The 12,955-nt window shown below is 70.4% G+C and carries 11 protein-coding genes; 3 read left to right on the top strand and 8 right to left on the bottom strand.

Annotated features, from left to right (window positions below; genetic code table 11):
• Positions 1–434: 434 nt before the first annotated feature.
• The 8 genes from AC069H_RS38030 to AC069H_RS38065 all read right to left on the bottom strand — a co-directional run bounded on the left by AC069H_RS38030 (position 435) and on the right by AC069H_RS38065 (position 7,603).
• Positions 435–2,363, bottom strand: coding sequence for a peptidoglycan D,D-transpeptidase FtsI family protein (locus AC069H_RS38030; RefSeq protein WP_478235540.1), 1,929 nt, complete (start codon positions 2,361–2,363; stop codon positions 435–437).
• A complete protein-coding gene (ftsL, locus tag AC069H_RS38035) occupies positions 2,363–3,070 on the bottom strand; it encodes a cell division protein FtsL (protein ID WP_478235541.1) in 708 nt (235 codons plus the stop codon). Before ftsL ends, AC069H_RS38030 begins: the two co-directional genes overlap by 1 nt.
• A complete protein-coding gene (gene rsmH, locus AC069H_RS38040; RefSeq protein ID WP_478228772.1) occupies positions 3,067–4,026 on the bottom strand; it encodes a 16S rRNA (cytosine(1402)-N(4))-methyltransferase RsmH in 960 nt (319 codons plus the stop codon). The genes ftsL and rsmH overlap by 4 nt, the downstream gene beginning before the upstream one ends.
• 203 nt (positions 4,027–4,229) lie before the next feature.
• Positions 4,230–4,661: a division/cell wall cluster transcriptional repressor MraZ gene (gene mraZ / locus AC069H_RS38045; protein ID WP_005156436.1), complete on the bottom strand. Its 432-nt coding sequence runs from the start codon at positions 4,659–4,661 to the stop codon at positions 4,230–4,232.
• Positions 4,662–5,373: 712 nt separating this feature from the next.
• Positions 5,374–6,126 carry an ESX secretion-associated protein EspG gene (locus tag AC069H_RS38050; protein WP_478228773.1) on the bottom strand — a complete coding sequence of 251 codons (753 nt, stop codon included), beginning with the start codon at positions 6,124–6,126 and terminating at the stop codon, positions 5,374–5,376.
• A complete protein-coding gene (locus AC069H_RS38055) occupies positions 6,123–6,701 on the bottom strand; it encodes a PPE domain-containing protein (protein WP_478228774.1) in 579 nt (192 codons plus the stop codon). Before AC069H_RS38055 ends, AC069H_RS38050 begins: the two co-directional genes overlap by 4 nt.
• A gap of 10 nt (positions 6,702–6,711) precedes the next feature.
• Positions 6,712–7,245 carry a DUF3558 family protein gene (locus tag AC069H_RS38060; protein WP_478235542.1) on the bottom strand — a complete coding sequence of 178 codons (534 nt, stop codon included), beginning with the start codon at positions 7,243–7,245 and terminating at the stop codon, positions 6,712–6,714.
• A 4-nt stretch (positions 7,246–7,249) separates the two neighbouring features.
• Positions 7,250–7,603: a hypothetical protein gene (locus AC069H_RS38065; RefSeq protein WP_219153439.1), complete on the bottom strand. Its 354-nt coding sequence runs from the start codon at positions 7,601–7,603 to the stop codon at positions 7,250–7,252.
• A 271-nt stretch (positions 7,604–7,874) separates the two neighbouring features.
• Between AC069H_RS38065 and AC069H_RS38070 the strand changes: the two genes are divergently transcribed.
• The 3 genes from AC069H_RS38070 to AC069H_RS38080 are packed head-to-tail and all read left to right on the top strand — an operon-like array spanning position 7,875 to position 12,776.
• The gene (locus AC069H_RS38070; RefSeq protein ID WP_478228776.1) at positions 7,875–8,960 is read left to right on the top strand and encodes an AAA family ATPase; all 1,086 of its coding nucleotides are present in this window, start codon (positions 7,875–7,877) and stop codon (positions 8,958–8,960) included.
• Between the two features lie 16 nt (positions 8,961–8,976).
• On the top strand, positions 8,977–10,251 hold the full coding sequence (locus tag AC069H_RS38075) for a DUF58 domain-containing protein (RefSeq protein WP_478228777.1): 1,275 nt from the start codon (positions 8,977–8,979) through the stop codon (positions 10,249–10,251).
• The gene (locus tag AC069H_RS38080; protein WP_478228778.1) at positions 10,248–12,776 is read left to right on the top strand and encodes a transglutaminase TgpA family protein; all 2,529 of its coding nucleotides are present in this window, start codon (positions 10,248–10,250) and stop codon (positions 12,774–12,776) included. The genes AC069H_RS38075 and AC069H_RS38080 overlap by 4 nt, the downstream gene beginning before the upstream one ends.
• Positions 12,777–12,955: the final 179 nt, after the last annotated feature.

Below are 12,955 nucleotides of genomic sequence, written 5' to 3' on the forward strand. Positions count from 1 at the left end.
CTGTCCGGGACCTGGGCAGCCGTCGCGCCGGACCCGCTTTCGACGGCGGGACCGCTGCGGGGATCTGAAGTAGGCACCGACACAGCCAAGGAGGTTACCGGCGCGGCATTCGGGTGACTGAAGCGGTGCGGTGTGTGCACGCGACGATCACTCGCGTGGTATTGGGTTTCGTGAGCTCTCCTTGGCACGCAAGGGCTTCCGACTGTCGCTTGAGGACAGCGGACCTCGGCGGACCCGCGTTTCCGCACGGTGCTCAGCGCGGAGACCCCTTCACGCACAGCGACGATCACTTTCCGGCGCGGTGCCCGGAACCGGATCTCGTGTGCTTGAAGCCGGATCTCCCGTGTCTGGAGCCGGATCTCACGTGTCTCGGGACGGATGAGCGAGTTCCGGCTTCAAGCACGCGAGTTCCGGCTTCAAGCACGCGTGCTACGTCAGGACAGGATCAGCGGCACCTGGGGTGACGGGCCGTCCGAAAGCGGGATCTGGAACCGCTGCGCCAGATACGCGGCCACCGAGTGGAACAGCGGCGCGGCCGAGAGCCCTTGCTGCAGGGTGGCGTCCGGGGCGTCGAGCCGGATGCCGACCACGAAGCGCGGGTTGTCGGCGGGCAGGATGCCGGCGAAGGTGATGTTGTACAGGTGGTCGCTGTACGTCTTCGTCCGCGGGTCGACCTGCTGGCCGGTGCCCGTCTTCCCCGAGATCTGGTACCCCTCCAGCGCCGCCTTCGGCCCGGTGCCGCTCTGCTGCCCGCGGCCCCGCTGCGTCACGGCGCGCATCATCTCGCGGACGGTCTTCGCCGCCTGCGGGCTGATGACCTGGACGGTCTTCGGCGCCGGTTCGGGGACGACGGTCCCGTCCGGATTGATCTTCGCCTTGACCACCCTGGGTTCCACGCGCAGCCCGTCGTTCGCGATGGCCTGGTACATCCCGGCCATCTGCACGACGGTCATCGAAAGGCCCTGCCCGATCGGCAGGTTTCCGAAGGTCGTGGCCGACCACTGGTTGCGCGGCGGCACGACGCCCGGGCTCTCACCGGGGAGGCCGAGCCCCGTGCGCTGGCCGAGACCGAACTTCTTGAGCAAGTCCGCGTACCGGTCCTCGCCGAGTTTCTGCGCCAGCAACAGGGTGCCGACGTTCGACGACTTCGCGAAGATGCCGGTGGTGGTGAACTGCTGCGTGCCGTGATGCCAGGCGTCCTTGACGATCTTGTCCGCGACCTGCAGTGAACCCGGCACCGGCAGGGACGCCTCCGGCGTCGTGATACCCGCGTCGATCGCGCCCGCGGCGGTGACGATCTTGTTCACCGAACCGGGTTCGAACGGCGTGGTCACCGCGCGGTTGTTCAGGTTCTCCGTCTCGCTGCGCGAAGCCGGGTCGTTGAGGTTGACGGTCTTGTCGTTGGCCAGCGCGTAGACCTCGCCGGTCTTGGAGTCCAGGATGACCGCCTGGCCGCCCTTGGCCTTCGACTTGACGACGTACTCGCTCAGCTGCCGCTGCAGTTCGTACTGCAGGTCGGTGTCGATCGTGAGCTGCAGGTCCGAACCGGGGACGGCGTTCTGGATGTCCCGCTCGGTGCCGGGGATGACGAGGTTGTCGTTGCCGTTACGAGTGTTGACGATCTTGCGGCCCGGCGTCCCGGCGAGGTCGTTGTCCCGCGAGGCTTCGAGACCGTAACCACCGTGCAGGTTGTGCTTGGAGACGTCCTTGTCGTCGGTGCGCCAGTTCGCGTAGCCGACGATGTTCGCGCCGATCGAGTCACCGGGATACTCCCGTTTCGAGCGCTTCTCGACGCTGATCCACGGGTACTCCTTGACGATCGCCTCGGCGACCGAAGGTTCGATGTCGTGGACCAGGTACGTGAACCCGTCCGGCTTGTGGAACTTGTCCAGCAGTTCCTTCTCGGTGATCACCCCGGGCAACTTGGCCGCGATCAGCTTCGCCGCGCCCGCCACCTCGGACTCGAAGTTCTTGCCCTTGGTGGGGTTCTTCGCGACGAAGTCGTTCATCGTCTTGTGGAGCCAGCTCAGGCTCACGGCGAGTGTCCGCACCTCGACGCTGAACGCGATCTTCGTACCGTTGCGGTCCAGGATGGACCCACGCTGGGCGGGACTTTCGATCACCGACGTCCGCTGCCGCTCCGCCGCCTCGGAGAGCGCGCCGGCCTCGAACCACTGCACCTGCACCAGTTTGAGGCCGGCGAGCACCATCACGACGATCAGCAGGATCCGGACGCCGGTGAACCGGCTCCGGTTTCCCCCGTTGCCCCGGCGGGCGGTGGCACGGCGGGTCCCGGCGGCGTACGTCCTGCGCGCACTCCCCGCCGACCGGGCCCTGGCCTGCGCCGGGCGGCCGGGCGACATCACTGACCTCCCTGCGCCGGGGCCGCGTTCTCCTGCGGCACCGCGGGCTGATCACCCTCGTACGGCGTGCCCTGCTGCGTTCCCTCGGCGGGCGGCGGCGCCGTCGACTCGGCCGAGGCGGCGGGCGCTTCGGCTTCGGCCTTCTTCGGCTCACCGACCACAGTGGACTGTCCATCCGGGCCGACCACGATATGCGCGGGGTCGCCGCCGGGCACCATGCCCAGTTCCCTGGCCTTGGGCGCCAGCGAAGCAGGCGACTCGGCCTTCGCGACCTCGCGCTGCAGCCGCTCCTTCGACTCGGCGAGCCCGGCGTTGGTCGTGCGGAGCTGTTCGAGCCGGTACGAATCGGCGATGGCCTGCGTGGTCAGCCACAGCGTGCACGCCACGCCGACGGCCAGCAGGCCCATCATCATCAGCACGAACGACGCCCGCGAACGCGGCCAGCGCAGCGTGAACTTCTTCGTCGGCTCTTCCTTGCCCGCACCTCCTTCGGCGTCGGGACGGTTGCGCTTCTGGTCTCGCTGCAGCAGGTCGGCGCGCTGGGCGCGGCGGGCGTAGGCGCGTTCGGCCGCCGACGTGCGGCCGCGGGAGGCACGGGTGGACGTCGTGGACTCGGTGCCGGGCGCCTGGTCGACCGTGCTGGTCGCGCGGGCACGCCGTCCGGGCGCCGGTGTCCGGCGGCCGCGGGACTTCGCGGGAGCGGTCATCGTGCTCGGTCTCCGATCCGTTCGGCGGCTCGCAGCCGCACGGAGGCGGCCCGCGTGTTCAGTTCGGTCTCCGCCTCGCCGGCCTTCTCGGCCCCTCTGGTGAGCAGTTTCAGTTCCGGGCCGTGGCCCGGCAGTTCCACCGGAAGCCCTTCCGGCGTCCGGGATTTCGCCAGTTCCGCGAAGGCCTGCTTGACCAGCCGGTCTTCGAGGGACTGATAGGACTCCACGACGATGCGGCCGCCGACTGCGAGCGAGGACAGCGCCCGCGGCATCGCCCGCCGCAGCACCTCCAGTTCGCCGTTGACCTCGATCCGCAACGCCTGGAACGTGCGTTTCGCCGGATGCCCGCCGGTGCGCCTGCTCGCCGCGGGGACCGCGTCGTACAGCAGTTCCACCAGCCGCCCGCTGCGCGTGAAGGGTTCCTTCTCTCGTTCCGCCACAACGGCTTTGACGATCCGCTGGGCGAAGCGTTCCTCGCCGTAGTCGCGGAGGATCCGGATCAGCTCGCCGGGGGCGTAGGTGTTGAGCACGTCGGCCGCGGTGAACCCGGTGGTCGGGTCCATCCGCATGTCGAGCGGGGAATCCTTGGAGTAGGCGAAACCGCGCTCGGCACGGTCGAGCTGCATCGAGGAGACCCCGAGGTCGAAGAGGATCCCGTCCACTCTGGACAGTCCGAGATCCTGCAGCGCGGACGGCATCTCGTCGTAGACGGCGTGCACGAAGTCGACACGATCACCGTGCCGCGCAAGCCGTTTCGCGGAGAGTTCCAGCGCGTTGGGGTCACGGTCGAGGGCGACCAGGCGCAGCAGGGGGAACGCGGTGAGCAGCGCGTCGGAATGACCGCCGAGTCCGACGGTCGCGTCGACCAGCACGGCCTCGCGGTCGGAGAAGACCGGCGCGAACAGCTCGACGATGCGGTCCAGCAGCACCGGTACGTGCTCGTGTTCGTCTGCCATGTCTTCCCCCCTTTCTGTAGTGCCGGGGAAGATGCCGGATGCCGTCAGGTCCCTGTCCGCCCGCCTGCTGACCTGGTACCGGGGAAGGTGTACCAGGGCCACTGAGCGGACAGAGGCCTCACGGCATCCGTGTGGACGGTTCCCGGCGTGTCCGAAGCATGAACCCGCGCCCCCCGACGGCGTGGGTGCTTCCTCGGCCACGTCTAGAAGACGCCCGGCAGAACTTCCTCTCGAGCCTTCGCGTAGCTGTCCTCGTGTTCGTCCAGGTAGCCCTGCCACGCTTGGGCGTCCCAGATCTCCAGCCTGGTGATCGCCCCGATCACCACGCACTCCTTGTTCAGCCCGGCGTAGCGTCGGAGCTCGGACGCGATCGCGATACGTCCTTGCCCGTCCGGGCGTTGTTCGTCCGTCCCGGCGAAGAGATAACGCTGGTAGGCCCGGACCGCCTCGTTCGTGAACGGGGCGTCGGCGACCTTCCTCGCCATCTGCTCGAACTCCGCCCGGGGGAAGACGAAGAGACAGTGATCCTGTCCCTTGGTGACCATCAGCCCACCGGCGAGCGCGTCGCGGAACTTCGCGGGCAGCGTGAGCCGCCCTTTGTCATCCAGCTTCGGGGTGTGGGTGCCGAGGAACACCGGCCCCACCTCCCTACCGATCCCGGCTGCGAACAACCGAGCTCGGCCACGGGGCTCCCTTCTGCCCCACTGCGCACCACCGTACCCCACTTTTCACCACAGTCAACGCGTCAAAAGCCGCGACCACTCCGTCGTGTCAGACGTTTTCGCTGGTCAGCCAGGTGGGGCCAGGTGGGGGCATGGTGGGGGACGGTGGCCAAGATCCCCCTGGGCGGGTATCGAAGCAACCTCATCCAGGCCTGACACGTCCGGATATCGGCAGCCGGAACCCTGCTGTGGGGCGAAGTGGGGGTGAAGGTGGGGAATCCGGTGGGGCACGGTGGGGACGGCCGAGGACACTGTGGAGAGTGACGTCGGTTCATCCCATGACGTGTCGACAAAGGACAGCCGTCTGGGCTCTCGTGGGCCCCGAGGTGTGTTGGCCCTGAGAGGCGATTCGGGTTCTAGCCGTCCTCACCACTCACGAGGCTCAGCACCGGCGACGTCACGTGGTCGACCGGACGACACATGTGATCCGGCGGACGACACGCGTGTCGTCCGTCCGGTCACGCGAGCGTGGCGGTCCCAGAGGTAGCGAAGGCCTCCTTGCCTACCCTCAAGGTAGGCAAGGAGGCCTTCACGGACCGGTCCGCGGCCAAGCTCGTTCAGGAGCCCAGGCGTCGCACGACGGCTGGCGCCGCGCCAGTTTCTCGGGTTTTCGACCCGTCACAACCTAGCGGTCGTCGTCCAGCAGCGAAGCCAGCCGCGCGGCCAGCCGGGGACCGTCCACAGGGGACACGTTCACCCACGCCTGCCCGCCACGGCCCTCGGTCCGCGCCGCGCAGTACGCGCCGACGTCGGTGTCGAACCAGGTCAGCCCGCCTGCCCGGTGCGCCCGGCCGTCGCGGTCGCGGGTCCGCACGGTGAACTGGCCCGCGCTGTAGACGGGCCGTGCCTGGATCGCGAGCACCTCGCGCAGCTGACTGTCCGAAGCCGACGATCGCCCGCCGTCGCCGAACACCGGATCCTCCAGGTCGTCGTCGAAACGCGCCGCGGGGAGGCTGATCCCGTAGCCGGGGCCGGGCCGCAGTTCCGGCAGGACGCCGACGACCGCGGTGAACACCTCGCCGTCGGTGATCCCGGACAGCGCGATGGTCTGTTCCGGCTGCGTGGCCAGCACGCCATGCCGTCCGCGCGCGGCCGCGACCGCGCGGAACGGGGTTTCGGCGGTCATGTCGGCGAGCGCCTCGCATTCGACATAGACCTCGGCGCGCGCGAGCAGGTCCAGCCGCGCTTCCAGGGCGGCGTCGAGCCGGTCCCCGTCGTACAGGCCTCGTTCGGCGAGGTTTTCGTAGACCGCGCCGCGGATCTCGGCGCGCTCCGCTTCCGTGGCGCCGACACTGCGCACGGACAGCGGCCAAGGCGGGGCCGCGTGTCCCAGGTCGGACCAGAGGACGTCGAACGCCGACGCGGAAACGCGGATCAAGACCGCCCCAGCTCGGGCGGCTTCCCGAAGGAGACCTGCGGGGTCAGCGAACGCAGGGAGGCATCGCGGGTGTTCATGACGTCGACGGCCTTGCGCCGGGCCTCCTCGGCCTCCGCGTGCTTGGCCTCCATCTCGTCGGCGAGCGCGGCGAGGAGCGCGAGGTTCCCGCCGGCCGCGGCGCCGCGGATCATCGCGCCGGGGTCGTAGTCCACCGGCGGCGGCATGTCGGCACGGGCCCGCGCCGCCGCTTCGGCCTGCCCGGAAACGGCCTTCCCGAGCGCGGACGAGATGTCCGCGGACCAGGTCAACCAGCCGGACGCGGTGGCCAGCACACCACGGAGCGCGTCGCCCGCTTCGCCGCGCCAGTTCTCTTCACTGCTGCCGACCAGCCCGGCCAGCTCGGACGTCGCGTCGTGCATGCGCCGCGCGAGCGCGTCCCAGGCGGCGCCGATCCCGCCCGCCGCCTCGGGGTCGTTGCCCGCTTCGACTTCGGCGGCCAGCGCTTCGTGGCTGTAGGCCGCGTACCGCGTGGCCGCGACCGGAACCTCGCGGCCCGGCGTCTCTCCTTCAGGCACGGCAGTTCTCCTAAGGCAGTTTGGGTTCGGCCAATCCCGCCACCGTCATCGCGCGCTCGCAGGCGAGCGCGGTGTCGGTGAAGTTCGTGTTGCTCACGTCGATCTGGACGCTCGCCTTCTCCCCCATGCCGAGCAGGACCGCGCAGGTCCCGTCGGCGGCCTTCTTGTCGGCGACCTTGAGCGCGTCCCGGCCGCCGACCTTGGTCTTGGTGGCGGTCTTGCGCGTGACCTCGAGATCCTTCAGGCCATTGCGCTCGTCCACGGTGATGGTGACGCCGAAGGTGGCGGGCACCGTCCAGTCGCAGGCGCGGGCGCCGTTGATCTCCTTCGCGACGCCGAGCACGGTGATCCCGGCGTCCGACCGGTCCTGCGGGCCGAGCAGCGCGCACGGATCCAGGACCGCCGGCGGGACCGTGCCTGCGACGGAAGCGCCGGTGCGTATCGTCTCCATGCTCGGAACCGGTGCCTGGCCCGCGGCCCCTTGCCCGCAGGCGGACACTGTGAGGACGACGAGGACGCCGAGCGCGGGAAGGCGGGACTTCATGGGTTCAGCCGCCGACACAGTCCACGTCCGCCGCCGCTTGTTCATCCTGCCGGGTGTACCGGGCCAGCGCCTTCTCGATCCGGTTCTTGAGCGCCTCGAGTTCCTTGCCGAACGCCGTGAGCGCCTCGACCGCGGAGCCTTCGGCGCCGATCCCGTACTGCGCCATGAACCTGCCGACCTCGTCCGCGTATCCCCCGCCGAGGGGAACCGTGCGGCCGAGCACCTTGGCCTCGCGGACCATCTGGCCGACCACGTCCTGCAGGGCGGAGATCTTCACGTGGGCGTCCGCCGCCAGCTCCGGCGCGACCGCGAATCCGCTCAGATCGAACCGTGGTTTGGCGGTACTCACCTCGCTCATATGCGATTACGCCTCTCCGTAGTCGAGCGACCTCGTACCGGAGCATACGACAAAACCCGCCGTCAGCGGGAGCACCCGAAAACGCGCTCGACTAACCCGATCGAGGTAAGGTCTCCGGTTGCACAGAGTCATCGACTGGGGTTGGCGGGGTTCCCCCCACGAGTTCGCCCGAGTTTGACACACTTCGTGGGAGGCTGACCGCTGCCCGGGGGACTGAACGGTCCGGCAGAGGACCCAGCGGAAATCCAGCCACGCGGCATCAGGAGGTCGAGTGACGTCGAGAATCCAGTCTGCGACGCCCGGCGAACACCAGGGCGAGCAGGCAACCGGGCAAGCGCCGTACCCCACGGGCGCCGGCTCGGTCAGCGGTCGGCAGAACGGCCGTGACGCCAAGAACAGAGCGTCGCTGGACGAACTGCACGAGGCCGCGCGGCGGATCGCCGCCAACGTGGAGCGGGTACTGGTCGGCAAACCCGACGTCATCCGCATCGCGCTCGTGACCCTGCTCGCCGAAGGCCACCTCCTCGTCGAAGACGTCCCCGGGGTCGGCAAGACCTCGCTGGCGAAGGCGCTGGCCCGCTCGATCGACTGCACCGTCAGCCGGATCCAGTTCACCCCCGACCTGTTGCCCAGCGACGTCACCGGGGTGTCCATCTACAACCGGCAGAGCGGCGGGTTCGAGTTCCGCCCCGGCCCGGTGTTCGCGAACATCGTGGTCGGCGACGAGATCAACCGCGCCTCGCCGAAGACGCAGTCGGCCCTGCTCGAATGCATGGAAGAGCACCAGGTCACCGTCGACACCTCGACCTACCACCTCGAAGAGCCGTTCATGGTGATCGCCACCCAGAACCCCATCGAGATGGAGGGCACCTACGCGCTGCCCGAGGCCCAGCGGGACCGGTTCACCGCGCGGGTGTCCATCGGCTACCCCGACCAGCAGGCCGAACTGGCCATGGTCGACGAGCACGCCGGGCACAACCCGCTGGCCGAGCTCGAGCCCGTCTCCGACCGCGAGTCGGTGCAGCGGCTGATCGAGACGGTGCGGTCGGTGCACATGTCGCCGGAGATCCGCCGCTACGCCGTCGATCTGGTGTCCGCGACCCGTCAGGTGCCGGAGATCCGTCTCGGCGCCTCGCCGCGGGCGACCCTGCAGCTGGTCCGCGCGGCCCGCGCGCAGGCCGCGCTCTCGGGCCGCGAGTTCGTCGTCCCGGACGACCTGCACACGGTCGCGGTCCCGGTGCTGGCGCACCGCATGGTGCTCACCACCGAGGCGCACGCCGCCCGCCGTTCGGCCACCGACGTGGTCCGCGCGATCTTGCACCGCGTTCCCGTTCCGCAGGGCTCGAACCACCGCTGAGTAAGGAAAAAGCGCCATGCTGCGTGCGCTGTCCGGCCTGACCACACGCGGCCGCTGCCTCCTCGCCGCCGGCGTGGCCGCGGCGGCTTGCTCGTTCGTGCTCAACGAACGGGATCTGCTGCGGGTCGCGGTGTTCGTCATCGCCCTGCCGCTGCTGGTCGCCTTCTTCATCTCGGCGACCCGGCTGCGGCTGGGCGCGGCCCGCTCGCTGCGCCCGGAGCGGGTCGCGGTCGGTTCGCCGGGCGAGGTCCAGCTCGAACTGTGGCGGGACGGCAGGCTCCCGGCGGGCGAGGTGCTGCTCGAAGACGGCGTGCCCTACGCGCTGGGTTCGCGGCCGCGGTTCGTCGTCGAACGCCTTCCCCACGACCGCCGGGTCGCGCTGCGCTACCCGTTGCAACCGGTGCTGCGCGGCGTCCAGCAGGTCGGCCCGCTGCGGGCGACGATCACCGACCCGTTCGGGCTGTGCGAATTCGAACGTGAGCTGATCGGGCATTCCCGGCTGGTCGTCGTGCCGAAGGTGGTCGGCCTGTGGGGCCTGCCCAGCGGCGCCGGGATCGGCGCGGGCGACGACGGCAGCATCCGCCTGCACGCCGGACAGGGCGAATCGGACGTGATCGTCCGGCAGTACCGGCAGGGCGACGACCTGCGGAAGGTCCACTGGCGCTCGACCGCCCGCCGCGACGAGATCATGGTCCGCGTCGAGGAACGGCCGTGGCGCGGCGGCACCACGGTGCTGCTGGACCACCGTGCGGCGGCGCACCACGGCAACGGCCCCGCGGCGAGCCTCGAATGGGCCGTCTCGTTCGCCGCTTCCGTGTCACTGCACCTGCGCCGCTCCGGTCACCGGGTCCGGCTGATCACCGAACACGGCCAGACCCTGGCCGACACCCCAGGTGAGGGTGGCGAGCACTACGACAACGTCGTGCTCGACGTCCTCGCCGCGCTCCAGCCCGCGCACCAGCGCGACATCACCCTCGGCCACGACCCGGCCGACGGACAGGAACTCATCGCGGTGCTCGGCACCGTCAGCAACGAATCCGTGCACGAGCTGTCCCGGTACCGCCCGCGCGGGATCCGGAGCCTCGCCGTGCTGCTCGACACCCCCGGCTGGTCCTCCGGCGTCAACCGGCCCGAAAACCGTGCCGCCGCCACCGAGGAATCGGTGGCGCTGCTGCGAGCCGCGGGCTGGGGCGTCGTCGTCGCCGGTCCCGGATCGCCCATGCCGCAGGTCTGGGCCGAGCTCTGCCAGACGGCCACCCGCCGGGGCACGCTGATCGGAGGCGGCCTGTGACCGCGACCGCTCCACCCCGGCCGCATACCCCCCAACCACGGCCGTCCGCCCCGCCCCCGGTCTGGACGAGCAGTGTGCTCGCTCCGGTCGCCGCCGGGCTCGCCACGCTGTTCGCCTCGACCTCGCTCACCGGCGTCGTCTCCGGCTGGGCGTGGTTCGGCTACCTGCTGGTCGCCGTCGTCCTGATCGCCTCGACCGGACTCGCCCTGCGCTCGCTGCGCGCACCGACCATCGTCGTCGGCTTGGCACAGCTGCTGGTGCTGTTGCTGCTGATCACCGGCGCGTTCACCACCAGCGGGATCCTGAAGATCTTCCCCGGCCCGGACGCGTTCGGGGAACTGCGCGGCGTCCTCGCCGCGGCGGCCGAGCAGATCCGCGTCGGCCTCCCGCCGATCGAGGGCACCCCGCCGATCCTCTGCCTGATCACCATCGCGATCGGCCTGGTCGCGGTCCTGGTCGACACGCTGGCCGTGGCCGCCGCCGCGCCCGCCGCGACCGGCCTGGTACTGCTGTGCGTGTACGCCGTCCCGGCCGCGCTGGCCGAGGACATGCTGCCGTGGTGGACGTTCCTGCTGGGCGCGGCCGCGTTCGCCGCCCTCCTCGCCGTCGACGGCAACCACCGGCATCGCCGCTGGCGCAACCGGGACGCGCCAGGACTGGGCAACTCGGCGAGCACGTTGTCGGCCCCCGTCGGCGTGGTGGCCGCCGCGATCGCGATGGGCCTGGTGATCGGCACGGCCGTCACCGGGGTCGGCACGGTCGGCAGCCTTCCGGGCGGGACCGGCTCGGGCCGCGGTGGCGCCGGCGGATTCGGCGTCGAGCCGTTCACGCAACTGCGCGGCCTGCTCGACCAGGGCGAGAACGTGGAGTTGTTCAAGGTCTACGGAATGGGCGCGGACAAACGGCTGCTGCGCGCGTTCACCCTCGACACGTATACGCCGAACAAGGGCTGGGGGCTCGCGCAGAACGGCCGCGCCCAGCAGGGTGTGCAGGCCAACAAGGGCCTTCCGCCCGCTCCGGGCGACGACGGCTCCGGTCCCGCGCGGGAGATCCGGATCGAACCGACGAACTGGGTCGACAACTGGCTGCCGATCTACGGCGCGCCGCGGGCGCTCAACGGGCTGGCCGACAACTGGCTGTACGACCCGGTCGGCGGCGCCGTGTTCACCACGACCAAGCAGAACGCGCCCGCCTACACCGAGACCGCGTCCATCGAGAACCCGACGAAGGACGAACTCCGGCGCGACGACGCCCGCCTGGCCGAGGTGCCGCAGCAGTTCACCCGGATCGACCGCGTCGACCCCCGCGTGGTCGCGAAGGCCAAGCAGCTGACGGAAAACGAGTCCAACAACTTCGACAAGGCGCAGGCACTCTGGTCGTTCTTCACCGCGCAGAACGGATTCGTCTACGACACCAAGACCGCGGACGCCACCGACTCCGACGCGCTCGCCGACTTCATCCTCAACGGCAAACGCGGGTTCTGCGAGCAGTACGCGTCGGCGATGGCCGTGATGCTGCGGTCGGTCGGCATCCCGTCGCGGGTCGCCATCGGCTTCTCCTCCGGGACCCCGAAGGGCGACTACGTCTCGATCACCTCCGAGGACGCGCACGCGTGGGTCGAGGTCTACTTCCAGACGAAGGGCTGGGTCAGCTTCGACCCGACCCCGCTGCTCGACGGCCGCGCGGTCGTCCCGCCGTACCTGCAGAACGACACCGGCAGCTCCACGGCCAACGACACCCAGGAAGTGCCGAGCGCACCCGCGTCGAGCGCCCCCGCCACCGGCACGCCCCGCGACCCCGGCGCCGATCTCGGCGCGGACGGCGGCACGGGCCAGCAGGAGGAAGAGCCGCTGTGGCCCGCGATCCTCGCCGGGATCCTCGGTGGGCTGGCGGCCGCGCTGACCGTGGTGATGATCGTGCGGTCGCAGTTGAGGTATCGGGCGCTGCTGCGCTCGTCGCCTGCCCGGTCCCCCGCCCCGGACGCGCCTGCCCCGGTCCGGGAGGACGGCGGGTTCCTGGACGACCAGAACGTGACGAACTGGCTGCCGCTGATCGTGATCGGGCTGTGGGTGGCGGCGTTCGCGTTCCTGGCGGCGTGGGTTTCGTGGTGGTTCGCGCTGGCGCTGGTGATCGTCCTCGGAGGGCTCGGCACGCCGACGGCCATCCGGGAGATCAAGCGACGGCTGCGGCTGCAGAAGATCGCGTCCCGCTCCCCCGCCGCGGCCGACGCGGCGTGGCGCGAACTGATGGACGAATGCGCGGACCGGGGCCTGCCGCTCTCCGACGGCGACACGGTGCGCGTGGCGGGCCGGAAGGTCGTCGAGAAGCACCGGCTGGACGAGGAGGGCCGCACCGGCCTGCGGACGGTCATCGGTGTCGTGGAGCGGTCCTGGTACTCGGATCAGCCCGCGGACGACCCGACGCTGGGCCCGGCCTTCGACGAGGTTCGCAAGAGCCTGAAGCGGAACGCGCCGATGTCGTGGAAGGGCCGCCTGTTCCCGCGCTCGCTGAGGCGCGGCAAGTAGCTCCAGTACGCGAAGGCTCCCTGGTCAGCGCTCGGTCCAGGTGGTCGTGGGGGGGGTTTTTGGTTTTCCCCCCAAAAACCCCCCCCCACCCCCCCCCCCCCCCCCCCACCCCCCCCCCCCCCCCCCACCCCCCCTCCACCAACCCAGCCCGCTTTCGAGCCCCATCGACCCGGCCCCCT

The organism is Amycolatopsis sp. NPDC043887 (genome assembly GCF_056435665.1).

Coding starts and splice junctions, on each gene's coding strand:
- AC069H_RS38030 (WP_478235540.1), bottom strand. CDS start 2,363: ATGTCGCCCGGCCGCCCGGCGCAGGCCAGGGCCCGGTCGGCGGGGAGT.
- rsmH (WP_478228772.1), bottom strand. CDS start 4,026: ATGGCAGACGAACACGAGCACGTACCGGTGCTGCTGGACCGCATCGTC.
- ftsL (WP_478235541.1), bottom strand. CDS start 3,070: ATGACCGCTCCCGCGAAGTCCCGCGGCCGCCGGACACCGGCGCCCGGA.
- AC069H_RS38065 (WP_219153439.1), bottom strand. CDS start 7,603: ATGAGCGAGGTGAGTACCGCCAAACCACGGTTCGATCTGAGCGGATTC.
- AC069H_RS38060 (WP_478235542.1), bottom strand. CDS start 7,245: ATGAAGTCCCGCCTTCCCGCGCTCGGCGTCCTCGTCGTCCTCACAGTG.
- AC069H_RS38075 (WP_478228777.1), top strand. CDS start 8,977: ATGCTGCGTGCGCTGTCCGGCCTGACCACACGCGGCCGCTGCCTCCTC.